Here is a 24,959-nt window from a genome sequence, read left to right as displayed (position 1 = left end):
CCCTTACGGCGAGTCACTTTCGAAAAGCCCGGAAGCCGACCCAGTCGAAAGTAACCAAAGCGCTCCTGCCCCACCACTCGGTGCCTCGCCTAGGCTCGGCATGCCTGGCTCTCCCGGTCGTACATCCGTTAGATCTGTGGGAGCAAAGCTTGCTCGCGATAGCGGTCTGTCAGGCAACATCAATGTTGAATGCGCCGCCATCTTCGCGAGCAAGCCCGCCCCCACACTGTTTTTGAGGCATGCACAAAAACCAACGTTCACCGCAGCCCCCCTGTGGGAGCGAGCCTGCTCGCGATAGCGGTGGTGCAGATGCATAGAGGCTCGCCCCCTTGCTTTAGGCTCTAAGTGAACAGCATTACCTGGCCTGAGCGGAAATTTGCCCCTTCACAGCAAGCTTTATTTTTTTTGATCACATTTGAACGCTAAGCTTGGGCTCATGGATGACTCAGATTACTTACGCCTGCTGACCATCGCGGCCGAGCAAGCCAACGCCTTTCTCTCCAATGCCCGCAAATGGGAGCGTGAGCGTTGGGTCTGCCAGCGTCTGCTGCAAGGGCTGAACGTGCCTTATCGCGCCGACGAGTTCGCGCCGGCCGGCGAGCCGCCGGACGTGTTGTTTCGCGATGCCAATTTCGAGGTGTTTTTCGTGCTCGACGAGGGCCGCCGCCTCAATGACGAATGGCGCGATGAACTGCAACGCCGCCGCAGCGCTTTCTCCCTGAGCCAGCTGGTGCGTCGTGAGGCCAAGCCGCGGCGGATCCCGGCCAATGAGTTCCTGATGCGGCTGGCCCCGACCCTGCGCAAGAAAGCTCACAACTACACCGAGCGCGGCATGGACCTGGGCGACCTGGACATCATCGCCTTCGCCAGTCTCAAGCGCGAAGTGCTGGACCTCAACAGTCACTTCCCACCACCGACCGAATACCTGCGCCAGGGCTGGCGCTCGCTGTCACTGGTGGGGCCGACGTTTGCCCGGGTGCTGTTCGCCCACCCCGACGCGCCGGACTTCCTGCGCAGCAACCTGGGTCGCAGCATCGTGTTCGATGTCGGGATCAGCCTGTGAGCCCACTGCAGGAACTGATTGCCGCTGTGCCCCAGCAAGGCCGCGTACGCTGGATTGGCGTACGACCCCAGGGCCATGCCCCCATGATCGAACTGGACGCCGTGGAGGCCCGCCTGGAGGCTGGGCTGACCGGCGATCATGCGCGCCCCGGCGCGCGCAATGCGCGGCAAGTGACGCTGATCCAATGGGAGCACCTGGCCGTGATCGGCGCGCTGATGGGCCGTCCCGAAGACCGGCCCGTGCTGCCACAGGAGCTGCGACGCAATATTGTGGTCAGCGGCATCAATCTGTTCAGCCTCAAGGGCCGGCGCTTTCGCATTGGCCAAGCCATTTTTGAAACCACCGGTTGGTGCCAGCCGTGTGCCCGACTGGAGCGAAACCTCGGCGAAGGTACGTTCCAGGCGGTACGCGGCCATGGCGGAATCACCGCCCGGGTGTTAAAAAGTGGAATCATTCGCCTGGACGACAGCCTGAGCGTCGAACCCGTTCCGGCGAGCGGCTACGCTGCTTTCAATGCCGGCTAGCCGGACGCTGTAACGTCTTCACATTCCGCAACGTCTACCTGACGAGGCCTTTATGACCAGCCGCCTGAACCCAGAAGACCAGAAGCATGTCGAAGAGTACCTGCAACTGTCCCAGCACCGAGTCGAGCGCCGGCCTTTCCGGCCGTGGATGCTCCTGGTGGTGGTACTGGCCGTGACCATCGGCCTGGGCCTGTTGAGCCGACTGATCAGTTACCTGACGCTATGAGTTGCATGGCACTCGCGCAGGTAACGGCACCGATTTCCTTTAGCCTTGCGAGATATCCCCATGACTCATCGTATTGTCATCGTTGGCGGCGGCGCCGGCGGTCTGGAGTTGGCTACCCGTCTGGGTAAGACTCTGGGCAAGCGTGGCACGGCCAGTGTGATGCTGGTCGACGCGAACCTGACCCACATCTGGAAACCGCTGCTGCACGAAGTGGCCGCCGGCTCCTTGAACTCCTCCGAAGACGAACTCAACTATGTCGCCCAGGCAAAATGGAACCACTTCGAGTTCCAGCTGGGGCGCATGAGCGGCCTGGATCGCGAGCGCAAGAGAATCCAACTGGCCGCCACCTATGACGAGACCGGCGTCGAGCTGTTGCCGGCCCGGGAACTGGGCTACGACACCCTGGTGATTGCCGTCGGCAGCACCACCAATGACTTCGGCACCGAAGGCGCGGCGCAGCACTGCCTGTTCCTCGACACCCGCAAACAGGCCGAGCGCTTCCATCAGCAATTGCTGCACCACTATCTGCGCGCCCACGCCGGGCAGACCGATATCGTCGAGCGCATCAGCGTCGCCATTGTCGGCGCCGGTGCGACCGGGGTCGAACTGGCCGCCGAGCTGCATAATGCCGCCCACGAACTGCACGCCTACGGCCTGGACCGGATCAAACCGGAGAACATGCACATCACCCTGATCGAGGCGGGCCCACGCGTCTTGCCGGCCCTGCCGGAGCGTATCGGCGGGCCGGTGCACAAGACCCTGGAAAAACTCGGGGTCAACGTCATGACCAACGCCGCCGTCAGCCAGGTGACCGCCGACAGCCTGATTACCGCGGACGGCAAAGTGATCGACGCGAGCCTGAAAGTCTGGGCCGCCGGGATTCGCGCCCCGGACTTCCTCAAGGACATCGACGGGCTGGAGACCAACCGGATCAACCAGTTGCACGTGCTGCCCACTTTGCAGACCACCCGCGACGAGAACATCTTCGCCTTCGGCGATTGCGCCGCCTGCCCGCAACCCGGCAGCGAGCGCAACGTCCCACCTCGCGCCCAGGCCGCACACCAGCAAGCCTCACTGCTGGCCAAATCCTTGAAGCTGCGGATCGAGGGCAAGGCCCTGCCGGAATACAAATACACCGACTACGGCTCGCTGATCTCGCTGTCGCGGTTCTCGGCAGTGGGCAACCTGATGGGCAACCTGACCGGCAGCGTGATGCTCGAAGGCTGGCTGGCGCGGATGTTCTATGTGTCGCTGTACCGCATGCACCAGATGGCGCTGTACGGCATGTTCCGCACGGCCATGTTGATGCTGGGTAGCAAGATCGGGCGTGGGACCGAGCCTCGGCTGAAGCTGCACTGAGTCAGCAGCACTGACATTGAATGATCCACCGTCATCGCGAGCAAGCTCGCTCCCACAGTTGATCGCGGTCATCCTGTGGGAGCGAGCTTGCTCGCGATGAGGTCGGTACAGCCAGTACTGAATCCTCGATCAAACCTGAAACCGCTGCACCATCATGCGCAGCGAATTCGCCAGCTGCGACAACTCATGGCTGGACGCGCTGGTCTGGCCCGCGCCGGAAGCCGAGCGCACCGACAAATCACGAATGTTCACTAGGTTGCGATCCACCTCGCGGGCCACTTGCGCCTGTTCTTCGGCGGCGCTGGCGATCACCAGGTTGCGTTCGTGGATTTCATTGACCGACGCCGTGATGGTCTGCAACGCGTCCCCCGCCCGTTCCGCCATGGCCAGGGTACTGGCGGCGCGACTGGAGCTGGCCTGCATGGAGTCGAGTGCCTGGGTGGCACCGCTGCGCATGCCCTGGACCATTTGCTCGATTTCCTGGGTCGATTGCTGCGTGCGATAAGCCAGCGCCCGCACCTCATCGGCCACCACCGCAAACCCACGCCCGCTCTCACCCGCCCGGGCCGCTTCGATGGCCGCGTTGAGGGCCAGCAGGTTGGTCTGCTCGGCGATGGCGCGGATCACGTCCAGCACCTTGCCAATATCCTGCGATTGGTTGGCCAGGGATTGCACCAGGCCACCGGTCACCTGCACATCGCTGGCGAGGGCGCCGATGGCATCGACCGTGTCGCTGACCCGCTGCTGCCCAAGGGACGCCGATTCACTGGACTGACGCGTGGCATCGGAGGTGGAAACCGCATTGCGCGCAACCTCCTCCACGGCAGTGGTCATTTCGGTGACGGCCGTGGCCGCCTGTTCAATTTCGTTGTTCTGTTGTTGCAGGCTGTGGGTGCTGTCGAGCGTGACAGCGTTCAGCTCATCGGCGGCGGTGGCCAGTTGCGCGGCCGAACCGCTGATGCCCTGCAACGTCTCACGCAGATTCTGCTGCATGGCCGCCAACGCCTTGAGCAAGCGACTCACTTCGTCGTTGCCATGGGTCTCGATTGGCCGGGTCAGGTCACCCCGGGCGACGTTCTCCGCAGCGTTGAGCGCCTCACCCAAGGGCTTGACGATACTGCGCGTAAGCAACATGGCCAGGGCTACCGTGGCCAGGGCGGCAAGCACAACGAACAGGCTGACGATCATGCGGGAATTGGCGTAGTGCTCCTGGGACTTCTGGCTCTCGATGGAGACCTGCTTGGAGAACAGCTCCGCCAGGTCGTTGAGCTGCTTGCCGGAACCGTCCACCACGGTCTTCATGTCCACCAGCAGCAGCTTGATCAGCTCATCCCGACGCCCTTGTTCTGCCAGGGTGAAAGATTGCGCAATACCTGCACGGTAAGCGGCGAAGGTCTGCTTGAACTGGTCGTAGAGGGCTTTGCCTTCAGGCGTCACAACGAGCTTTTCGTAGGCCGTGATTTTTTCGCTCAGCTCCTTGTCGCGCGTATCCATCTGCCCGCGATACACCGCAATGTTCTTCGGGTCCTGGTCCAGGGCCATGCGCAGGGAAATGGTGCGGATCCGCAGCATCCACTCGCGAATCTCGTCACCGCCGCGAATACTGGGCAGCCATTGGTTTTCCACCGCGACTTCACTGTCACGAATACTCGACATCTGTCCCAGCGCGAACACCCCGAGCAACGCCACCAGCACGGCGATCAAGGCAAAACCCAACGCGGCACGAGGGGCGATATTCAGCTGACGAAGAACCATAGGGAATGCCTTTTTTTATTGTTGGCCTGAAGTGGGGCCAGGCCCCTGTCGGCGGGTTATCGGCAGGTTGTACGATGTCTTAAATCCAATTTACTTTATCGCAGGCAAAAAAAAATCCCCGTATCTTTCGATACGAGGATTTTTAATATGGTCGGGGTAAGGGGATTCGAACTCCTGACATCCTGCTCCCAAAGCAGGCGCGCTACCGGACTGCGCTATACCCCGGTAAAAAAAAGGCGACCTTTGCAAGTCGCCTTCTCGATCAGCGCTTTTGGCCTCTGATCTTAAGATTCGATTCCAGCGAGCTGGTTTCAAAAATGGTGGGTCGTGTGGGATTCGAACCTACGACCAATTGGTTAAAAGCCAACTGCTCTACCAACTGAGCTAACGACCCAAAAATGGTCGGGGTAAGGGGATTCGAACTCCTGACATCCTGCTCCCAAAGCAGGCGCGCTACCGGACTGCGCTATACCCCGATTGAAATGGCTCCGTGACCAGGACTCGAACCTGGGACCCAATGATTAACAGTCATTTGCTCTACCGACTGAGCTATCACGGAACTGATATTTCAAGTTACAACGTTGAAGCTAGCTTCAACCTCTTCTACCCTTACGCATCGCTGCGTTCGTGTGTCTGAGGCGCGCTATTCTACAATCTTCAAAACCTCTGTCAACCCCTTAAATTGCTTTCAAGACAATGATTTGCAACTTATTTTGGATTCCTTCTCAGCGAGAAGTAACCCTTGGGGTGACTGACTGCGGGGCGCACTTTACAAGCCTTTTCCTTTGAGTTCAACGGCCTGATGAAAAAAATGGCCTCGCAAAGCGAGGCCATCTCAATTGCAGGCAGTGCCAGCCTTTCAGTTGAAGACGATTTCGTCGTTCTCCACTGTACCGGTCACAGTCTCACCAGGCATGAACCGACCGGACAGGATCAACTGCGCCAGCGGGTTTTCGATCCAGCGCTGGATCGCCCGCTTCAGCGGCCGTGCGCCATAGACCGGGTCGTAACCCACCGCAATCAGCTTGTCCAACGCCTCGTCGCTCAACTGCAGTTTCAGCTCACGTTCGGTGAGGCGACTGCGCAGGCGACCCAACTGGATCTCGGTAATGCCGGCAATCTGATCACGAGCCAATGGCTCGAAGATCACCACTTCGTCGACCCGGTTGATGAACTCCGGCCGGAAGTGCGTAGAGATCGCGTCCATCACCGCCGCACGCTGCGCCTCGCGGTCGCCCACCAGTTCCTGGATCTGCGTCGAGCCCAGGTTGGAGGTCATCACGATCACCGTGTTGCGGAAGTCCACCGTGCGCCCGTGGCTGTCAGTCAGGCGACCATCCTCCAGCACTTGCAGCAGGATGTTGAACACATCCGGGTGCGCCTTCTCGACCTCATCGAGCAGGATCACCGAGTACGGCTTGCGACGCACTGCCTCGGTCAGGTAACCGCCCTCTTCATAACCGACATAACCCGGTGGCGCACCGATCAGCCGTGCCACGGAATGCTTCTCCATGAACTCGGACATGTCGATGCGCACCATGGCCTCTTCAGTGTCGAAGAGGAACTCGGCCAGCGCCTTGCACAGCTCGGTTTTACCGACACCGGTCGGGCCGAGGAACATGAACGAGCCGCTCGGCCGGTTCGGGTCCGATAGCCCGGCACGGGAACGACGCACGGCGTTGGAGACCGCCACCACTGCCTCTTCCTGACCGATCACGCGCTGGTGCAGCAAGCTCTCCATCTTCAGCAGCTTGTCACGCTCGCCTTCGAGCATTTTCGAGACCGGAATGCCGGTCCACTTGGAGACCACTTCGGCGATTTCTTCCTCGGTGACCTTGCTGCGCAGCAACTGGTTTTCGCTCTTGCCGTGCTGGTCGACCATTTGCAGGCTGCGCTCCAGATCCGGGATCACCCCGTACTGCAGCTCGGCCATGCGGTTGAGGTCGCCTTTACGACGGGCCGCTTCCAGTTCCTGGCGGGACTGTTCGATCTTTTGCTGGATCTGCGCCGAGCCCTGGACTTCGGCTTTCTCCGAGTTCCAGATTTCCTCGAGGTCGGAATACTCACGCTCGTGACGAACGATTTCTTCCTGCAACCTTTCCAGACGCTTCTTCGCCGCTTCGTCGCTTTCTTTCTTCAGGGCCTGGGACTCGACCTTGAGTTGAATCAGGCGCCGCTCCAACCGATCGAGCACTTCGGGCTTGGAGTCGATTTCCATGCGGATGCGGCTCGCGGCTTCGTCGATCAGGTCGATGGCCTTGTCCGGCAACTGGCGGTCGGTGATGTAGCGGTGGCTGAGCTTGGCCGCCGCGATGATCGCGCCATCAGTGATCGCCACCTTGTGATGAACTTCGTAGCGTTCTTTGAGGCCGCGCAGGATAGCGATGGTGTCTTCCTCGCTTGGCTCCTCCACCAGCACTTTCTGGAAGCGCCGCTCGAGGGCTGCGTCCTTCTCTATATATTGGCGGTACTCGTTGAGCGTGGTCGCGCCGACGCAGTGCAACTCGCCACGGGCCAACGCGGGCTTGAGCATGTTGCCGGCGTCCATCGAGCCTTCGCCCTTGCCCGCACCAACCATGGTGTGCAGTTCGTCGATGAACAGGATGATCTGCCCTTCCTGCTTGGACAGCTCATTGAGCAGCGCCTTGAGCCGCTCCTCGAACTCGCCACGGTATTTGGCACCGGCGATCAAGGCGCCCATATCCAGGGACAACAGGCGTTTACCCCTGAGGCCGTCCGGCACTTCGCCGTTGATGATGCGCTGGGCCAGGCCCTCGGCGATGGCGGTTTTACCCACGCCTGGCTCACCGATCAGCACCGGGTTGTTCTTGGTACGGCGTTGCAGCACTTGGATCGTGCGGCGGATTTCATCGTCGCGACCGATAACCGGGTCGAGCTTGCCTTCCTCGGCACGCTTGGTCAGGTCGACCGTATATTTGTCCAGCGCCTGGCGCGACTCTTCGTGGTTGGCGTCGTTGACCGCTTCGCCGCCACGCAGGTTGTTGATGGCATTTTCCAGGGCTTTCTTGCTCACGCCCTGGCCGAGCAGCAATTTGCCGAGCTTGCTGTTCTCGTCCATGGCGGCGAGTAGCACCAGCTCGCTGGAAATGAACTGGTCGCCCTTCTGCTGGGCCAGGCGATCGGCCTGGTTGAGCAGCCGCGCCAGATCCTGGGACATGTTCACGTCACCGGTGGGGTTCTGGATCTTGGGTAACTGGTCGAGTTCCTTGGCCAGTTCTTTGCGCAGGCTGTTGACGTCAAAGCCGACCTGCATCAGCAGGGGCTTGATGGAACCGCCCTGCTGTTCGAGCATGGCCTGCATCAAATGCGCCGGTTCGATACCGGGATGGTCCAGGCCGACGGCCAGGGACTGGGCATCGGACAGGGCCAACTGTAATTTGCTGGTTAAACGATCAATACGCATGGGTCACCTTCCTAATGAGCAGGCCGGACCTTGGAAACATCCTGAATGAAGAAACCTGCCAGATACCGTTATAGATGTGGTCGATTCTGGAAGATTCAAGCCGGGCGCCCTTGATACAGATCAGAGAAGTCTAGCGTTCGATCCAGATCAACGAGGCGAAGCGACCGGTGCGCGGGTTGCGGCGGTAGGAAAAGAAACGAGGGTCGGTCACGGTGCAGAGACCGCCACCGTAGACGGCCGTGACACCTCGTGCGGCCAGGCGCAGCCGCGCCAACGCATAGATATCGGCCAGGAACTTGCCGGCGTTGGGGCTTGCGGCAAAGGCTTGTGCCGCCTGGGGCAGTTGCGTAATGAAGGCTTCACGCACTTCCGGCCCGACTTCAAACGCTTGCGGACCGATGGCTGGGCCGAGCCAGGCGAGGATTTCATCCGCGGGCACGGCAAGGCTGTCGAGGGTGGCTTCCAGCACGCCGTTCGCCAGCCCGCGCCAGCCGGCATGGGCTGCCGCGACGCGGGTGCCGGCACGGTTGCAGAACAGCACGGGCAGGCAGTCCGCGGTCATCGCGGTGCAGGCGATACCGGGTGTGTCGGTCCAACTGGCATCGGCAGCCGCCACCTGGGCCGGATCAGCCTCGACCACGGCAATGCCGTGGACCTGCTGCAACCAGGCCGGGGTGATGGCGAATTGATCGGTGAGGCGACGACGGTTTTCGGCGACGGCCACAGGATCGTCGCCCACATGGTCGCCCAGGTTGAGGCTGTCGAACGGCGCCAGGCTGACGCCGCCCGCACGGGTCGTGACACAGGCCTTGACCCGAGCCGGCGCGGGCCAGTCGGGTATCAGCCAGTCACTCATCCGATGAACGCCTCGCGGTCCTGCTTGAGCAACGTCAGCAGCCAGACGAAATCATCCGGCAACGGCGACTCCCAGCTCATGCGCTTGCCGGTCGTCGGATGATCCAGCTCCAGGAAACGTGCATGCAGCGCCTGGCGCGGGAAGTTCTTCAGCGATTCGACCATGGTCTGGCTGGCAGCCGGCGGAATGCGGAAACGACCGCCGTAGGCCGGGTCGCCCACCAACGGGAAGTTGATGTGGGCCATGTGTACACGGATCTGGTGGGTCCGACCGGTTTCCAGCTTGACCCGCACATGGGTGTGGGAGCGGAAACGCTCGAGCACGCGATAATGGCTGACCGCCTGCTTGCCGCCCTCCATCACCGCCATGCGCTGGCGCTGCTGGCCGTGACGACCGATGGGGGCGTTGATCTTGCCACCGGCGGTGACGACCCCGATCACGATGCATTCATAGATGCGGCTGACGCTGCGGCTTTGCAGCTGTGTGACCAGCTGTGTCTGCGCCTGGATGGTCTTGGCCACCACCATCAGACCGGTGGTGTCCTTGTCCAGGCGATGAACGATGCCGGCACGCGGCACATTGATAATGTCCGGTACGTGGTGCAGCAAGGCATTGAGCAAGGTGCCATCAGCATGGCCGGCAGCCGGGTGCACCACCAGGCCCGCAGGCTTGTTGATCACCAGGATGTCATCGTCTTCATAGACGATGTCCAGGGCGATGTCCTGGGCGACCCATTCTCCCTGGGCCTCCTGTTCGGCAGTCAGCTCGAGAATGGCACCGCCGTGGACGATGTCGCGCGGACGGATCACCGCCCCATCCACAGTCAGGCGGCCGTCCTTGATCCAGGCGGAAAGGCGCGAGCGAGAGTGCTCGGCAAAGAGTTGTGCGGCGACTTGATCGAGGCGTTGGCCGCCCAATTCGGACGGCACCTCTGCGCGAAGTTCTATTTTATCGGACATGCTCGGACTGGGCGTCGGCACAGCCTTTGGTTTCGGCTGCGCGCTTGTGGTTAAATACGGCGTCTTTTGCCCCGAGGCTTTCAACGGGGCGCTCATCATAACAGGACGGCCCCGCCCAAGACAGCGGCCGTCATAGGGACGCAAGCCGCCATGCAAGTGAAACACCTGCTGCTGATCGCCATCCTCGCATTGACTGCTGCTTGCTCGTCGAAGGAAGTCGTAGACGAAAACCTGAGCGAAGTCGAACTGTACCAACAGGCGCAGAACGACCTGGATAACAACAGCTATACCAGCGCCACCGCCAAGCTGAAGGCGCTGGAGTCGCGGTATCCGTTCGGTCGCTACGCCGATCAGGCACAGTTGGAGCTGATCTACGCCAACTACAAGAACGCCGAGCCGGAAGCCGCCAAGTCCGCCGCCGAGCGTTTCATTCGCCTGCACCCGCAGCACCCGAATGTCGATTACGCCTATTACCTCAAGGGCCTGACCTCCTTCGACCAGGACGTCGGCCTGCTGGCGCGTTTCCTGCCGCTGGACATGACCAAGCGTGACCCGGGCGCGGCGCGCGACTCCTACAATGAGTTCGCCCAACTGACCAGCCGCTTCCCCAACAGCCGCTACTCGCCGGACGCCAAGCAGCGCATGATCTACCTGCGCAACCTGCTGGCTTCCTACGAGATCCACGTGGCCGACTACTACCTGACCCGTCAGGCCTACGTCGCCGCCGCCAACCGTGGCCGCTACGTAGTGGAAAACTTCCAGGAGACCCCTTCGGTGGGTGACGGCCTGGCCGTGATGACCGAAGCCTACCAGCGCCTGCACCTGGACGACCTGGCGGCCACCAGCCTGGAAACCCTCAAGCTGAACTACCCGGATCACCCATCCCTGGTCGATGGCCAATTCACCCCACGGGTCGACGAAGCGGACAACCGTTCGTGGCTGAGCAAGGCGACCCTGGGCCTGATCGAGTCTCGTCCACCGCTGCCGCCAGGCGAGACACGCGCCAACCAGGACGTACAGCGCCAGTTCCAGGATGCCAAGGAAGCCATCCCGAGCGAACTCAAGCCCAAGGACGAAAATGGCGACGTGATCGAGGAAGAAGAGCCGGAGAGCGAGTCCAGCGACCGCTCCTGGTTCAGCCACCTGACCTTTGGTCTGTTCGACTGAGATCAAGGCATCCAAAAAAAGGGAGACCCGACGGTCTCCCTTTTTTGTGCCTGGGTTTTATTGCGCTGTGCGCCGTTCCTGTCCTTGGCTAAACTGCCTGATCTCTAGCCAAAAAGCCGCCCATCATGCTTCGTTTACTGTTCTGGATCGCCCTGATTGCCGCCGCGGTATGGTTCTGGCGCAAGTTCAAGGGCGGCTCCTCCGCGCCGAACGCTCCCCGCGAGCAGGACGCACCGCCCATGGTCCGTTGCGCCCATTGCGGCGTACACCTGCCCCGTGACCGGGCGCTGGCCCTCGAACAACAATGGTATTGCAGCCAGGCTCACCTCGAGCAAGGCCCGGGCACTCGTGAGCGCTGAGGCCTCAAGCCCACGCGAAAAACAGGCGCAGCGCCTGCTGCGTCTCTATCACCTGTATCGCCTGAGCATCGGCATCACCCTGGTGCTGCTGATCTCCAGCAAACTGGACAACCGCCTGCTGGAGTTCGCCAATGACGACCTGCTGCGCAGTGGCAGTTGGTTGTACCTGGTGCTGAATATCCTGCTGGTGGTGTTCCTTGAGAACACCCGCCGCCCTGCCCGGCTGTTCGGCCTGACCCTGACTGACGTGCTGCTGCTCTCGTGGCTGTTCTTCGCCGCGGGCGGTGTGCCCAGTGCCATCGGCAACCTGCTCATCGTCTCGGTGGCCATCGGCAATACGCTGTTGCGAAGCCGGGTCGGCCTGTTGATCGCCGCTGTCGCCACGATCGGTATCGTCGGGTCGACTTTTTCCTCGGCCTGAGCGACTCAAACCGTCCCAGCAGTTATCTGCAAGCCGGCACCCTCGGGGCACTGTGTTTTGCCGCCGCCCTGCTGGTACAGGGCCTGATCCGGCGACTGGAAGCCAGTGAAACCCTGGCCGAGCAACGGGCCAGCGAGGTAATCGGCCTCGAAGCGCTCAACGCACTGATCCTGCAACGCATGCGCACCGGCATCCTGGTGCTCGACCGCGAACGGCGCGTGCAATTGGCCAACGAAAGCGCCTTGAACCTGCTGGGCATGCACGACCTGGTCGGCCAGCGAATCGATGACTATTGCACCGCCCTGGTCGAACGCCTGCAATTGTGGCTGAACAACCCCAGCCTGCGCCCCCCCAGCCTGACCGTGACCGGCACAGGCCTGACCCTGCAACCGAGCTTCATCGCCTTGGGGCATCACGATCAGCAGCAGTTGCTGGTATTCCTTGAGGACCTGGCCCAAGTTGCCCAGCAGGCCCAGCAACTGAAACTCGCTTCCCTCGGGCGCCTCACTGCTGGCATCGCCCATGAAATCCGCAACCCCTTGGGCGCCATCAGCCACGCAGCGCAATTACTGCGCGAATCCGAGGAACTGAACAACGCGGATCGGCGTCTGACGCAGATTATTCAAGATCACTCCCAACGAATGAATCGCGTCATTGAAAACGTCCTGCAGCTGTCTCGCCGCCAGCAAACCACCCCCCAACGCCTCGACCTGCGGACCTGGCTCGATCAGTTCGTCCGGCAGGCCCGCGAAAGCATGGCCGAGCACCAGCACTTGCACCTGAGCATCGACCCGGGTGACTACACCACGCTGATGGACCCCGACCAGTTGACCCAAGTACTCGACAACCTGCTGCGCAACGCCTGGCGCCACAGCGCCATGGCCCACGAACAGGCCGAGGCCTGGTTGAAACTGTTCATCGATCCCCACAGCCAGCTGTCGACACTGGACATCATCGACAACGGCCCCGGTGTAACACCCGAGCAGCAGGCACATTTGTTCGAACCCTTCTTTACCACCAGCAGCCAGGGCACCGGCCTTGGGCTCTATCTGTCCCGTGAGCTGTGCGAAAGCAACCAGGCCCGCCTAGACTTCAAACCACGCCAAGGCGGCGGTTGCTTTCGCATCACCTTTGCTCACGGACGGAAACAGATTTGAATAATCGCTCACGGCAACGAATCCTGATCGTCGATGACGAACCGGACATCCGCGAACTCCTGGATATCACCCTGGGCCGGATGAAACTCGACACCCGCAGCGCCAAGAACCTTGCCGAGGCCCAAGCCCTGCTGGCGGGGGAAGCCTTCGACCTGTGCCTGACCGACATGCGCCTGCCCGATGGCACCGGCCTGGAACTGGTGCAGCACATCCAGCAACGCTACCCCCAACTGCCCGTGGCGATGATCACCGCCTATGGCAGCCTGGAAACCGCCATCGACGCCCTCAAGGCCGGCGCCTTCGACTTCCTGACCAAACCGGTCGACCTGGGTCGGCTGCGAGAGCTGGTCACCAGTGCCCTGCGCCTGCCGCCGGTCGCCACGCCGGGCACGACCCTCGAGCGCAGCCTGCTGGGTAACTCGCCACCGATGCTCAGCGTGCGCAAGCAGATCGAGAAACTCGCCCGCAGCCAGGCACCGGTGTACATCAGCGGGGAATCGGGCTGCGGCAAGGAACTGGTCGCCCGGCTGATCCACGAACAGGGCCCTCGTGCCAACCAGCGCTTCGTACCGGTCAACTGTGGGGCGATTCCCACGGAGCTGATGGAAAGCGAGTTTTTCGGCCATCGAAAAGGCAGCTTCAGCGGCGCCATCGAGGACAAGCCCGGGCTGTTCCAGGCCGCCCATGGCGGGACCCTGTTCCTCGATGAAGTGGCCGACTTGCCCTTGGCGATGCAGGTCAAGCTGTTGCGAGCCATCCAGGAAAAAGCCGTGCGCGCTGTTGGCGGCCAGCAGGAAGAAGTGGTGGATGTGCGCATCCTCTGCGCCACCCACAAGGACCTGGACGGCGAAGTCGCCGCCGGACGCTTTCGCCAGGATTTGTATTACCGGCTGAACGTCATCGAACTGCGCGTCCCGCCGTTGCGCGAACGCCGTGAAGACATCGAGCTGCTGGCCAACCATATGCTCCAGCGTCTGGCGGCCAACACCGGCAGTCCACCGACCAGGTTACATCCCCAGGCGTTGGACGCCCTCAAGAATTACCGTTTCCCGGGTAATGTGCGGGAACTGGAGAACATGCTTGAACGTGCCTACACCCTTTGCGAACAGCAGCAGATCGAAGCGGATGACCTGCGCCTGGCGGAGGGCAATAGTACTACTGAGGCGGGCAATCCCGATTTGATGCAGGTCGACAACCTGGAGGATTACCTGGAAGACGTTGAGCGCAAGCTCATCCTCCAGGCGTTGGAGGAAACCCGCTGGAACCGCACGGCGGCGGCGCAGCGGTTGAAGTTGTCGTTTCGGTCGATGCGGTATCGGTTGAAGAAGCTTGGGCTGGATTGAGCCACGGTTTTGAAACTCACGCTTACCCCCTGTGGCGAGGGAGCTTGCTCCCTTGCCACGGGTTTCATGTTTGCCGCCGCGACTATCTTCCGTCCGCAGGCGCCTGCTCGTCCAGAACACGATTGGCCAGTAATTCACTCAGCTCAATCAACTGCAGTACCCCCAAGGCAATATGCCGTCTCGAACCGTCAAGCTCGAAAGCCAGATCGCTGATTGTTGCGTTGGCGGAGGCCAGGGTTTCGCTGAGGTTGGTGAGGAGGCATTCGGTGTCGATGCCGGCCACGACAGTGAATAACTGGTTTGAGGCGGGTTTCTTTTTGGTTTCGGGCTTTGGGCCGAGGTAATAGTCGAGGGCGCGTTTGGCGGCTTCATCGAGCTTTTGGTGATCAGGATCGACGTGGGTTGACGAGGAACCTGTTTCTGGGGGGTTGGGTGTATCTTTAATCATTGTGCATCTCCAAGTTTTTGGAGCTGTCACCGATCGCCGCGACGCGATTGGAGGTGGCAGCTGTACGCAGGTTCGCGGACCGAACTTGGAGCTTCGGCATACCCGAAGGTATCCCACGCACAGCCAACCATGACACAACGACAAATACCGAAGCACCGTCGTCGGCTGGAATTATGCACCAAGTTAACGGGCCGCGACGCCCGGACGCTGAATTGGCAGCGACGGGAAAAGGTTAGCCAGAGTTCTTCCCACCCGGCAACCGCCAGAACTCGTCGGAAAATTCGGCTCGAATCAGAATCTTGTCCGACCATTCCCACAAAGCTTGGTCGGCTGTCAGGGCGGTGTGTATATCCGTTTCTGCGGTAACGGCTACTTAGGGTTCCGCCCTGACGGCGGGTCACTTTCGAAAAGCGCGAAAGTAACCAAAGCGCTCATGCCCCACCACTTGGCACCTCGCCTAGGCTCGGTGTGCCCTCACTCCGGCATTGCTCCGTGGGCCCGCCGCGAAGGGCCATCCATGGCCCAGCGCGGCTATCCCGGCATCCATGCCGGGATGCCCACTCCACAACGCCTGCGTTCGGCCAGCGTGGTTAACGGGGCGCCCGAGATCAACGTCCACCGCGAGGCGGCCTAACAGCCGACCTGATTTAGGGTGATCGCGTTTCTCCTGTGGGAGCGGGCTTGCTCGCGAAGGGGCCGGAGCATTCAACATATTCATCGCCTGTGCCGCCGTCTTCGCGAGCGAGCTCGCTCCCACACTGGGTCGGCGACGATCTACAGATTTTTGGCCACTGCAAATCCCTGTGGGAGCGAGCTTGCTCGCGATGGCGGTGGATCAGCTTGCATCAGCCTTGGATGTGCCACCGTCTTCGCGAGCAGGCTCGCTCCCACAATGGGATCGGAGTACGACCGGGAGAACCAGGCCGGCTGTCAGGCCGCCTCGCGAGCAAGCTTTGCTCCCACAGGTCCTGCTCAAACAGATTTGACGGGTGTACGACCAGGAGAACCAGGTCGGCTACTAGGCCGCCTCGGGGCGGACGTTGATCTCGGGCGCCCCGTTAACCACGATGGCCGAACGCAGGCATTGATCCGTGGGCATCCCGGCATGGATGCCGGGATAGCCGCGCTGGGCCATGGATGGCCCTTCGCGGCGGGCCCACGGAGCAATGCCGGAGTGAGGGCACACCGAGCCTAGGCGAGGTGCCGAGTGGTGGGGCAAAGCGCTTTTGCTTACTTTTGGCGCTCTTCCAAAAGTGAGCCGCCGTCAGGGCGGAACCCTAAGTAGCCGTTACCGCAGCAATGGATATGTACTTGATCAACACGCAGCCGTCGCGAGCAAGCCCGCTCCACAGGAAAAACCGGACCTTACAAGCGCCCAGCCGGCGCATACGGCACAGGATCGATCACCGGCTCACGCCCCAACATCAAATCCGCAAACAACTGACACGACGCCGGCGCCAGCACCAACCCATTGCGATAATGCCCACAGTTCAACCACAACCCCGCAACCCCCGGCACCTCACCGATATAGGGAATGCCCTCAGGCGAGCCTGGCCGCAACCCAGCCCAATGCCCAACCACCTCGGCACCGCCCAACGCTGGAATCAACTGCTGTGCCGAAGCCTTCAGACTCTCCAACGCAGTATCGGTCGGAGTCTTGTCGAAGCCTTCGCGCTCCAGCGTACTGCCAACCAGAATATGCCCATCACGACGCGGAATCGCATAACGCCCCTTGGCCAGGACCATGCTCGACAGAAAATCCGACGCGCACTTGTACAAAATCATCTGGCCCTTGATCGGCTCGACCGGCAACTTCAAGCCCAAGGTCTTGAGCAACTCGCCACTCCAGGCACCGGCGGCCAGTACCACCTCATCGCCACGAATTTCTCCGGCAGAACTGTGCACACCCACCACACGCCCTCCGTCGCGAATGAACCCGCCGACTTCGCACTGCTCATGAATCCTGACGTTCGGCATCGCCAGCAACGCAGCCTTGAGGGACTTCACCAACCGGGGATTGCGCACGTTGGCCACGTCGGCCATGTAGATCGCCCGGGAAAAACCCGCGCCCAGCACCGGCACGGCGTCGTGGACAGCCGAGATATCCACAGCCCGCATCGGGCGCCCTTCACGCTCGGCCCAGTCCAGCGCTTCGTCCTGATCGTCCAGGTCCAGCCAATACAGACCGGTGACATGCACTTGCGGATCGATCCCGGTAGTAGCGAACAAGCGCTCGCCCAGCTGTGGATAAAAATCCTGCGACCAATGGGCCAGCGCCGTGACCGCCGGGCTGTAGCGCCAGGGGTACAACGGCGACACGATACCGCCGCCGGCCCAGGACGATTCCTGGCCGACACTGGAACGGTCCAGCAACACCACACGCCGCCCTTCGGACGCCAGATTGAACGCCGTCAGCAGGCCAATGACTCCGCCGCCGACAATCACCACTTGCTGTTGCCTGGTCATGTTCTGATTCGACTCATAAGACAGAGGGCACAAGGCTGCACCCCAAAAAAAGAAACTCAGCGGCCCCAGCAATCCTTGACCGTCAGCCCGGCAGCCTGGTTGACCATGTCTCGCGTGCCCGTGTTGTTGATCCTGAAATCACCGCACTTGTCCGTCGCCATGGACGAGCCACTCTTGCGCACAGCGGTCAGGGTGAAGCTCTGGTCCGCCAGCGTCGGGGTAATGGTATAGAAATCGTTGCCGCCGCTCAGGCCGGTCGCATTGGTGTAGACGTTGTTCTTCGAGTAGTAGCGCTCGAGAATCTGCGCCTGCTCCGATAACAGCCCGGCGATTTCGGTCCGCCGGCCCTTCTTCATGTATTCGGTCAGACTCGGATAGCCGACGGTGATCACGATACCGATGATCGCGATCACGATCATGATTTCGATCAAGGTGAAACCTCGGTTGGATCTGCGCATGCCTTGCCTCTTCATTGTATTTGTCGCCACATGATGCGGCGGCTGCCGCCCACGGATTTTTCCAGCAGCTCGGTGATGTTGCCGCTGGAGTCGTTGACGATCATGTTGGTGGCCCCGCTGGCGGCGACGACGGCGCTCAAGGTCGGGATCCCCCCCGTGAAGACCACCCCGCTGGAAATCGTGTCGGTGCTGTTGATCGTGCCGTCACCGTTGGTATCGAGCACCGCATAATTGAGCATCTTACCGTTGAACGCATCCAATTCGATCAGTTTGCCGGTACCGAAGCTGGCACAAGGGTCGGTAGTGTCGACGGCGGCCGTGGTAAAGACCACGCGCCCGCTCACCAGATTGGCCGGGTTGATCACCCGCTCCCCGGTCAGCGCATTGTTGTACACCAACGGCAGGTACCAACCCTTTTTCGTCGGATAAGCCACGTCGGTCTGGCTGGTAGTCACGAACTGCCCCGTGCTGCCTGAGAACACCCCCGTGATCGACTGGGCCTGCAGGCTCGACACGGTGATTTGCCCGGCACCGCCGGTGGCATCCCAAATCGAGTAGAACCCTTGCAGGTCCTTGTTGAGTTTATCCGCGGTTTCGTTGAACTTGCCGGTGCCGAAAAACACCTGGGTACCGCCCTGAGGGTTGTCCGCCAGCAGCGGTTGAACGGTGATCGGTTGAGTCGCGCCACCGGAGGTGGTGAACAATGGCTGACCGGCAAACGCCACGCCCCAAGCAGTCGGAGAAGTGCCACTGAGGTCGAATTTCCACATCCGCCCTTTCAGGTCGCCACCGTATGCCGCCTGCACCACATTCTGGGAGTTGACCCGCAGCTTGACCGACGACAAGCCATTACCGGTCTCGCTGCTGTTGATGACGATTTTCCTGATCAACGAGCCGTCGCGGATATCCACCACGTACAGCGCCGCAACACCGCTGTTGCTGCCGTAGCCGTTGGAGATGAACGCCGCCCAGCGCCCATCCGCCAGGCGGGCGACTTCGGGGCGGGCGTAGGCGTAGCCCAGGTCATTGAAAGCATTGGCGGTGTTGGCAACGGTCGGCGCGCTGATTTCCCACAACGCCCGAAACACATTGCCCGCCGACGCATCGAACAGCTGGACCGCGAAGAACGTCTTGCCGCCGGCACCCGTGCCGCCCACGGCCACCGTCTTCCAGGCACTCCCCGACTGCGTATCGAATACGCCGATCTGCCCATCCACCAGGAACTTGTGGCTCACGCCATTGACGTAGTTGGTGTCAGCAATGTTCTGCAGCGATGGCAGCACGCTCGACGGCATATAGGCGTAACGCCGCGTACCGTTAGTGCTATTGATGACACTGAAAAAACCGTCGTTGGCGTTCACCACCAGGTTGGCGCTCATGTTCGCCGCCTTGGTCGTCAAGTACGTACTGTAGCTGGTGTCGTTGAGCAAATCCGCGGCGGTCTGTTCATTGGGTGATGCCAGCACCAACGGCGAGTTGATGATGTCCCCCAGCAATACACTGCGCACCTTCAGGCCGGTTTTGTTGACACCCTTGCTCCACTCCACCAAGTCATTGCCGGTGATTCCCGTGGGCAGGTTCTGGCTGAGGCTGGTTTGCTGGGCCGGTGAGAAGTTAGCGAAGGCCAGGGTGACAGGCACATTCGTCACGGTGTTCCAGGATTGATAGATGGGTGCCGTGGCGCCGGGCACGATGGCGGTGTCGGTGGTCCATTGCACCGCCGCCCTGTTGACCGTGCCTGCCGAGGTGAAGCCGAACGCCCGGATGGTGCCGCGCCAGTCCTTGGGGTCGTAGGTGGTCTGGTAGTAACTGGAGGTGCTGGACAACGTGGCGGCGTTGGTCGTGCCGGCGCCCCCGGACCCGGCCTTGGAGGTGATGTCGCTCAAGGCGGAGGCCAACGCTGAGTTCAGGCCTTCGCTGTCGCTCGCTTGGTAATACTTGCCTGCGCCGTAGCGGGCGGCGTCGGACAACATCGGGTTGCTGGCGGTAAAACCCACGGTGTAGGTGTTCAGGTATTGCCGAGTGAAATCCGTGGCGTTCCAGCTCTGGCCGGTGGCGTCGGTGCCGGTGGAACGCATGTCGATGTCGAAGGCGAACTTGGCGATATCATCCAGATATAGCGTGTCGCCCTCGCCGTCACCACTGAGATCGGCACCATCGTTGTTGACGCCATCCCAGTTCGGCAAACGGGCCAAGCCTAATGGGTCGTTGGTGGGAAACGTCCGGTCATAGGTGGGTAAACCGTCGGTGATGACCACGCCGAAGTTTTTCTGGCAGCGGTACTGAATCGGGCTGGTATAGGTGGTCGGCGTGCTGTTGTAGTACGGCGCCATGCCCCTGAAATAGCGGGTGACTTCGTAATAGCTCTCGGCCAGCGGCGTATTCGCAACGGCGCCCAAGCCGTTGATGGCGTTGATCAACGCGCTGTAGTTGCTGTTGGCCTGGGTCTGGGTCACGCTGCCGCTGACCGGCGACAGGTCGCTGATGGCGCGAGCGATGTAGCCCCCTGGCCCGGAATTGCTGCTGTTGGGCGGGTTGAACGTGGCGAGGCCGATACGCAAGGCACGATTGCTGGCAACCAGGTCGTTGGACACATCCCGCGCCACGTTGATTCGATAATCGTTGGGAATCGTGCCAGTGGTGAAATCCCGGCTCGAGCCGTTGGCCAGGGTCACCAGATACGCCAGGTATTTACCGGTATAACGGGTATTGCCGCCTCCCACAGGGTCCGGCAACCGAAGGCACACCCGCCCAATGCTGGGTCGATAGAGACCGTACCAGCCAGACGAGCAGCCGCCACGCAACAGGCCCACCAACAGGATGTTCGAATCTTCCAGGTCCAGCTCATACCTGTCGTTACAGTTGTTACTGGCGCTGCAGGCATAAGTGCGCGTTTGCGCCGCCGCCGGATCAAACCCCGCCGCCCAGATAATGTTGTTCATGCTCCCCGAATCATCGATCAGCAACATCACGTTCGGTGTAACGGCAGCTGCACTCAACAGCGGTGAATCAGAAGGCGTGAACGCATAGGCCGGTGCCGCCAGGTAAAGGCTGAGCAACAACCCCCACAACATCGCTATCCAGCCACGGCGAGCCTCAGTATTTCGCATAGATGCTCTCCACCACGCTGCGCTGGTTATTGCCCACCACCGCCACCGCCGTGATCCGGTACAGCGTCGCCGAGGTATTGACCGGCACGTTGACCGCCGCAAGCGTAGTGCCGATGTTCTGCACGCCATAAAACCCGCCGGCAGCGGCAACCCAGAGCACCCCCGACGACGAATTGCGCCCCGCCGCCGTGATGGTCGCCGACTCGGTCGGCGGCGCGCATTGGATCGTGGTGGTACAGGCTGGCAAGGAATAGGTCTCGACCTGCACCGCACTCTCACCCATCCTCAGCGCAGCCTCGGCAATCTGGAAGGACTGGTTGCGCTGCATGACGCTGCTGGTCATCTTTTCCTGGAGGGTGGCGCTCTGCATCGACGACAGGCCGATCAGCGTCAGCAGCAACAGGAAAACCAGGCTGACCAGCAGTGCCATGCCACGCTGGCGATGCTTGAGATCCATCGAGATCATCGAGCGCCCCCTCATAGAAGCCGGTTGCGCAAGGCGGCAACCACGTTGAAGGTCTGCTCGCGCACCGTGTTCCTTGGATCAAAGAGCGTCAGGCTCAGGCGCACGCTGCGGATCAGTGCCGGGTCTGCCGGGTTGCCGGTGTAGCTCGACGCTGCGACGTCCGTGGCGCTGGCGGCCACGCCAAACGTCACGTCGAACGCCCGCACGTTGTCCACCAGCACCGATAGGGTCGGCGGATTGGCGGTGCCGCTGCCCAACAGCAATTGGTTGTTGTTGAAGCTGTAGACCAATCGACGGATCGGGAAGGCCAACTGCCCCGCCGCTGGCACCCGTGCGTTCGAGTAGGCCGTCGCCGAGGTACGGCAATCGGAGACGACGGTCCAGGTCGGCACGCTACCGCCACTCCCAATGTCCGCAGTGACCAGGGTCAACCTCCGGTTGGCGTTATCCCAACGGATTGGAGTGGTCTGGCTGGCCGCGAAACTGTTATCCGTTGAAGCATCGATGACGGTCGCCAGGCAGCCGAACATGCCCACCATGCGAATTTCCTGGACCATTTTGCTCAAGGCAAACCGCGCGTCCTCCTGAATCACCGCGGCGGCGTTCTGGCTGACGTAGGTATTTTTGGCGGCAATGAAAATCTGCACGACACCCAACACGACGATCAGGCTGAGCACCAGCGCGATCATCAACTCGATCAGGCCAAAACCGCGACTGTGCCGGTTCATGGCGGCGTCCCCACCGGGTCGACGGCGACGCGGCTGGTCAGCACGAAGCTGCGCCGCGCCTCGGCGGCGTTGGTGGTATTGGCGGCCCGGGTGTCGTCCCAGGAAATGGTGATGGTGTAGACGCGCTGGTTCAGCGCAATGGTGCCAGTGGCCGTGGCGCCGCCGAAGGCAATGATGTTGGTCTTGAAATCGTAGAGGTCCTGGTCCCGGGCCACGTTGAGGTTCGGCGAGCTGGGCGGTGTGATGGTGTAGTCGGCTCCGGAGTTGGCGCGAATGCGGTCCAGCAGGTCGTAGGCAATGAAGCTGGCCTGGCTGGTCATGCGCGAACTGTCGGTGTACTTGAGCGCATTGAGCTGGATCATCGCCGCCCCCAGCAAACCGACGCCGAGAATCAGCACCGCCACCAGCACTTCGATCAACGTCATGCCGGCCTGCGCCCTTTTACTGCAACCCTTCATCCGCAACTTCCACCCAATACGATTCTTCCATTGAGGCAAACACTCAGCGTCCTGCTCTGCGCCCCGCGTACATAATTGAAACTCACCGGCGTGGCTGGTGCCGACAACCCGCCGAGGTTGTTGAAATCAATGTTAGTCACGTCTGAGGTTAGCGTCAGAGTCGCGCCGCTGCTCATTGCTGGAACAACCCGCAATACATTGGCCGGCGTGCCAGTACTGTCATAGACCGTCAGTTCGCCGCTCCAGACACTGCCCTGGGCCGTGGGGCGAATTCGCGTGGTGATACCACGGTCGATCGCCTCCATCCGGGCAAAGTTCAGCGCCCGGCGCAAGTCGCCGATATCGGTATCGGCCTTGGTGCTCTGCAGCGAGCCAGTGAATGACGGTACCGCCATGGTGATCAGGATCAGCAGCACGCCAAGGGCCACCAGCACCTCGATCAGCGTGAAACCTTTTGTACGAAGATCCATCGGTGCCCTCCGTTGCCGTCGGCTATACCTGCCTCTACACGCTAGAACAAACCACCGCCGTATGTGCGGTTGTTTCGGTTTACGGCGCTCGTCGTTTTCGTACTCCAGGGAGGAGACGTCATGTATCAACAGGGTTTCAGCCTGATCGAACTGCTCATGGGACTGGCAATCGCCGCAATTGTTCTGCCGTGGGCCGGCGCGAGCTACAAAGAGCTGATCGAATCCATCGAACGCGAGGACACCGCGCAGTTGCTGATCAGCGGCTTGCGCATTGCCCGCAGCGAAGCCATCACGCGTAATCGCAGCGTATTGATACAAGGAATAGACAATGATTGGGGCCGGGGTTGGCGGATCATGCTGGACAACAAGGAAAAAACCTTGCTGATGGAACGCCCCGCTAGCGCCCGTGTGGTCGGCAACCAGCCGATGAGACGCAGGGTGAGGTTCGGCAACCAGGGGGAAGCACTGCACCCCAGCGGCGCATTCCAGGCCGGCAGGCTGCATGTCTGCGCCAAACGCGGGCCGGTCAGCCACCATCAAGTGATACTGGCGCCCTCCGGCCGCGTCCGCCTGGAAAGCGTCGAGGCCGAGCAGGCGCTGTGCGAGAAAGGACTTAAAGCAAGGAGCGCACGCGCAGCTCTTTCGGCATCGAGAACGTGATGTTCTCCTCGCGACCGGCCAGTTCATCGGCACCCGTTGCACCCCAGGCCTGCAATTGCTGGATCACGCCGCGCACCAGCACTTCCGGCGCGGAAGCACCGGCGGTGATGCCGATGCGCTCGACGCCGTCGAACCAGCTGCGTTGCATGTCCTCGGCACCGTCGATCAGATAGGCCGGGGTGGACATGCGCTCGGCCAGCTCACGCAAGCGGTTGGAGTTGGAGCTGTTGGGACTGCCGACGACCAGGACCACATCGCATTCGTCGGCCAGTTGCTTGACCGCATCCTGACGGTTCTGGGTGGCGTAGCAGATGTCATCCTTGCGCGGGCCACCGATGGCCGGAAAACGCGAGCGCAGGGCGTCGATCACACGGCTGGTGTCGTCCATGGACAGGGTCGTCTGGGTAACAAAAGCCAGGCTCTCAGGGTTGCGAACCTGCAAGGCCGCCACGTCCTCCTCGTCTTCGACCAGGTAGATCGCTCCGCCGTTGCTGACATCGTATTGGCCCATGGTGCCTTCGACTTCCGGATGGCCTTCATGACCGATCAGGATGCATTCGCGACCATCACGACTGTAGCGCGCCACTTCGATGTGCACCTTGGTCACCAATGGGCACGTCGCGTCGAAGACCTTCAGGCCACGACCGGCGGCTTCGGTGCGTACTGCCTGGGAAACCCCGTGGGCGCTGAAGATCACGATGACGTCGTCCGGTACCTGGTCCAGCTCCTCGACGAAAATCGCCCCGCGGCTACGCAGGTCTTCGACGACGAATTTGTTGTGGACCACTTCGTGGCGCACGTAGATCGGCGGCCCGAAGACTTCCAGGGCGCGGTTGACGATTTCGATCGCCCGGTCCACACCGGCGCAGAAGCCACGGGGGTTGGCGAGTTTGATTTGCATGCTGTGCCTCGTGTCTTGCGCGCAAGAATTGAATGCTTGCCTGTTAATCGAGCGAAAGGCCCGAAAACAATGGAGATCCCATGTGGGAGCGAGCTTGCTCGCGATGGCGATGGGGCAGTCACCCCTGGACTAAAAGGGTCTGCGCAATCGCGAGCGAGCTCGCTCCCACAGTAAATCGAGT

Annotated in this window: 22 protein-coding genes, 4 tRNA genes and 2 pseudogenes; 10 read left to right on the top strand and 18 right to left on the bottom strand. The window is 61.3% G+C overall.

Annotated elements, in window-relative coordinates; all coding sequences use genetic code 11:
- Nucleotides 1-436 precede the first annotated feature (436 nt).
- Genes AB4O22_RS00575 through AB4O22_RS00560 form a run of 4 tightly spaced genes read left to right on the top strand, consistent with a single transcriptional unit; the run spans nucleotide 437 to nucleotide 3,172 of the window.
- On the top strand, nucleotides 437-1,063 hold the full coding sequence (locus AB4O22_RS00575; RefSeq protein WP_003205682.1) for a DUF1780 domain-containing protein: 627 nt from the start codon (nucleotides 437-439) through the stop codon (nucleotides 1,061-1,063).
- Complete coding sequence (locus tag AB4O22_RS00570) at nucleotides 1,060-1,587, top strand: MOSC domain-containing protein (RefSeq protein WP_460095762.1); 528 nt, start codon at nucleotides 1,060-1,062, stop codon at nucleotides 1,585-1,587. The genes AB4O22_RS00575 and AB4O22_RS00570 overlap by 4 nt, the downstream gene beginning before the upstream one ends.
- A gap of 52 nt (nucleotides 1,588-1,639) precedes the next feature.
- On the top strand, nucleotides 1,640-1,813 hold the full coding sequence (locus AB4O22_RS00565; RefSeq protein ID WP_003205686.1) for a DUF3094 domain-containing protein: 174 nt from the start codon (nucleotides 1,640-1,642) through the stop codon (nucleotides 1,811-1,813).
- Nucleotides 1,814-1,873: 60 nt separating this feature from the next.
- Nucleotides 1,874-3,172, top strand: a complete 1,299-nt coding sequence (locus AB4O22_RS00560; protein WP_003205688.1) for an NAD(P)/FAD-dependent oxidoreductase — start codon at nucleotides 1,874-1,876, stop codon at nucleotides 3,170-3,172.
- A gap of 129 nt (nucleotides 3,173-3,301) precedes the next feature.
- Here AB4O22_RS00560 and AB4O22_RS00555 read toward each other — a convergent pair whose 3' ends face one another.
- The 9 genes and pseudogenes from AB4O22_RS00555 to rluD all read right to left on the bottom strand — a co-directional run bounded on the left by AB4O22_RS00555 (nucleotide 3,302) and on the right by rluD (nucleotide 10,166).
- Nucleotides 3,302-4,165, bottom strand: coding sequence for a methyl-accepting chemotaxis protein (locus AB4O22_RS00555; protein ID WP_371916764.1), 864 nt, complete (start codon nucleotides 4,163-4,165; stop codon nucleotides 3,302-3,304).
- Nucleotides 4,157-4,927 (bottom strand): annotated as a pseudogene (locus AB4O22_RS00550) (MCP four helix bundle domain-containing protein); the annotation flags it as partial. The pseudogene AB4O22_RS00550 and the gene AB4O22_RS00555, both read right to left, overlap by 9 nt.
- Nucleotides 4,928-5,075: 148 nt before the next feature.
- A tRNA-Pro gene (locus AB4O22_RS00545) sits at nucleotides 5,076-5,152 on the bottom strand.
- A 93-nt stretch (nucleotides 5,153-5,245) separates the two neighbouring features.
- Nucleotides 5,246-5,321, bottom strand: a tRNA-Lys gene (locus AB4O22_RS00540).
- 5 nt (nucleotides 5,322-5,326) lie between these two features.
- Nucleotides 5,327-5,403 (bottom strand) — tRNA-Pro (locus AB4O22_RS00535).
- 7 nt (nucleotides 5,404-5,410) lie between these two features.
- Nucleotides 5,411-5,486 (bottom strand) — tRNA-Asn (locus AB4O22_RS00530).
- A 300-nt stretch (nucleotides 5,487-5,786) separates the two neighbouring features.
- The gene (gene clpB, locus AB4O22_RS00525) at nucleotides 5,787-8,351 is read right to left on the bottom strand and encodes an ATP-dependent chaperone ClpB (protein WP_003205692.1); all 2,565 of its coding nucleotides are present in this window, start codon (nucleotides 8,349-8,351) and stop codon (nucleotides 5,787-5,789) included.
- A gap of 130 nt (nucleotides 8,352-8,481) precedes the next feature.
- Nucleotides 8,482-9,207 carry a peptidoglycan editing factor PgeF gene (gene pgeF, locus AB4O22_RS00520; protein ID WP_460095761.1) on the bottom strand — a complete coding sequence of 242 codons (726 nt, stop codon included), beginning with the start codon at nucleotides 9,205-9,207 and terminating at the stop codon, nucleotides 8,482-8,484.
- Nucleotides 9,204-10,166 (bottom strand): 23S rRNA pseudouridine(1911/1915/1917) synthase RluD, encoded by a 963-nt coding sequence (rluD, locus tag AB4O22_RS00515; RefSeq protein ID WP_003205696.1) that lies wholly within the window; start codon nucleotides 10,164-10,166, stop codon nucleotides 9,204-9,206. Before rluD ends, pgeF begins: the two co-directional genes overlap by 4 nt.
- A 150-nt stretch (nucleotides 10,167-10,316) precedes the next feature.
- On the opposite strand from rluD, the gene AB4O22_RS00510 reads away from it, so the two are divergent.
- The 4 genes and pseudogenes from AB4O22_RS00510 to AB4O22_RS00495 all read left to right on the top strand — a co-directional run bounded on the left by AB4O22_RS00510 (nucleotide 10,317) and on the right by AB4O22_RS00495 (nucleotide 14,613).
- The gene (locus AB4O22_RS00510) at nucleotides 10,317-11,333 is read left to right on the top strand and encodes an outer membrane protein assembly factor BamD (RefSeq protein WP_223470907.1); all 1,017 of its coding nucleotides are present in this window, start codon (nucleotides 10,317-10,319) and stop codon (nucleotides 11,331-11,333) included.
- 125 nt (nucleotides 11,334-11,458) lie between these two features.
- Nucleotides 11,459-11,692, top strand: coding sequence for a PP0621 family protein (locus AB4O22_RS00505; protein WP_013694237.1), 234 nt, complete (start codon nucleotides 11,459-11,461; stop codon nucleotides 11,690-11,692).
- Nucleotides 11,682-13,270: pseudogene (locus tag AB4O22_RS00500) on the top strand (two-component system sensor histidine kinase NtrB). Before AB4O22_RS00505 ends, AB4O22_RS00500 begins: the two are co-directional and overlap by 11 nt.
- Entirely contained in the window at nucleotides 13,267-14,613 is a 1,347-nt protein-coding gene (locus AB4O22_RS00495) for a sigma-54-dependent transcriptional regulator (protein WP_223470909.1), read from the top strand. Before AB4O22_RS00500 ends, AB4O22_RS00495 begins: the two are co-directional and overlap by 4 nt.
- An 82-nt stretch (nucleotides 14,614-14,695) precedes the next feature.
- On the opposite strand, the gene AB4O22_RS00490 is transcribed toward AB4O22_RS00495, so the two are convergent.
- Entirely contained in the window at nucleotides 14,696-15,061 is a 366-nt protein-coding gene (locus AB4O22_RS00490; protein ID WP_039014157.1) for a DUF6124 family protein, read from the bottom strand.
- A 433-nt stretch (nucleotides 15,062-15,494) separates the two neighbouring features.
- Between AB4O22_RS00490 and AB4O22_RS00485 the strand changes: the two genes are divergently transcribed.
- Nucleotides 15,495-15,695 carry a nucleoid-structuring protein H-NS gene (locus AB4O22_RS00485; RefSeq protein ID WP_460097837.1) on the top strand — a complete coding sequence of 67 codons (201 nt, stop codon included), beginning with the start codon at nucleotides 15,495-15,497 and terminating at the stop codon, nucleotides 15,693-15,695.
- 731 nt (nucleotides 15,696-16,426) lie between these two features.
- Here AB4O22_RS00485 and thiO read toward each other — a convergent pair.
- From thiO to AB4O22_RS00450, 7 genes are read right to left on the bottom strand one after another with little or no spacing between them, the layout of a single operon-like run.
- Nucleotides 16,427-17,527, bottom strand: coding sequence for a glycine oxidase ThiO (gene thiO, locus AB4O22_RS00480; protein WP_460095759.1), 1,101 nt, complete (start codon nucleotides 17,525-17,527; stop codon nucleotides 16,427-16,429).
- A 56-nt stretch (nucleotides 17,528-17,583) separates the two neighbouring features.
- On the bottom strand, nucleotides 17,584-17,985 hold the full coding sequence (locus tag AB4O22_RS00475; RefSeq protein ID WP_223470914.1) for a type IV pilin protein: 402 nt from the start codon (nucleotides 17,983-17,985) through the stop codon (nucleotides 17,584-17,586).
- 11 nt (nucleotides 17,986-17,996) lie between these two features.
- Entirely contained in the window at nucleotides 17,997-21,095 is a 3,099-nt protein-coding gene (locus AB4O22_RS00470; RefSeq protein WP_460095758.1) for a pilus assembly protein, read from the bottom strand.
- On the bottom strand, nucleotides 21,082-21,552 hold the full coding sequence (locus AB4O22_RS00465; RefSeq protein ID WP_223470931.1) for a pilus assembly PilX family protein: 471 nt from the start codon (nucleotides 21,550-21,552) through the stop codon (nucleotides 21,082-21,084). Before AB4O22_RS00465 ends, AB4O22_RS00470 begins: the two co-directional genes overlap by 14 nt.
- 20 nt (nucleotides 21,553-21,572) lie before the next feature.
- Complete coding sequence (locus AB4O22_RS00460; protein ID WP_003205716.1) at nucleotides 21,573-22,289, bottom strand: PilW family protein; 717 nt, start codon at nucleotides 22,287-22,289, stop codon at nucleotides 21,573-21,575.
- Nucleotides 22,286-22,747, bottom strand: a complete 462-nt coding sequence (gene pilV / locus AB4O22_RS00455; RefSeq protein ID WP_028237094.1) for a type IV pilus modification protein PilV — start codon at nucleotides 22,745-22,747, stop codon at nucleotides 22,286-22,288. Before pilV ends, AB4O22_RS00460 begins: the two co-directional genes overlap by 4 nt.
- Complete coding sequence (locus tag AB4O22_RS00450) at nucleotides 22,744-23,217, bottom strand: GspH/FimT family pseudopilin (protein ID WP_003205719.1); 474 nt, start codon at nucleotides 23,215-23,217, stop codon at nucleotides 22,744-22,746. Before AB4O22_RS00450 ends, pilV begins: the two co-directional genes overlap by 4 nt.
- Before the next feature lie 120 nt (nucleotides 23,218-23,337).
- Between AB4O22_RS00450 and AB4O22_RS00445 the strand changes: the two genes are divergently transcribed.
- Nucleotides 23,338-23,877: a GspH/FimT family pseudopilin gene (locus tag AB4O22_RS00445; protein ID WP_013694240.1), complete on the top strand. Its 540-nt coding sequence runs from the start codon at nucleotides 23,338-23,340 to the stop codon at nucleotides 23,875-23,877.
- On the opposite strand, the gene ispH is transcribed toward AB4O22_RS00445, so the two are convergent.
- The gene (ispH, locus tag AB4O22_RS00440) at nucleotides 23,831-24,778 is read right to left on the bottom strand and encodes a 4-hydroxy-3-methylbut-2-enyl diphosphate reductase (protein ID WP_223470918.1); all 948 of its coding nucleotides are present in this window, start codon (nucleotides 24,776-24,778) and stop codon (nucleotides 23,831-23,833) included. The two genes, AB4O22_RS00445 and ispH, sit on opposite strands and share 47 nt — an antisense overlap.
- Between the last annotated feature and the right edge of the window lie 181 nt (nucleotides 24,779-24,959).

The sequence above is a fragment of the Pseudomonas sp. S3_B11 genome (genome assembly GCF_054667715.1).
This window is presented reverse-complemented; position numbering and strand designations above follow the sequence as displayed.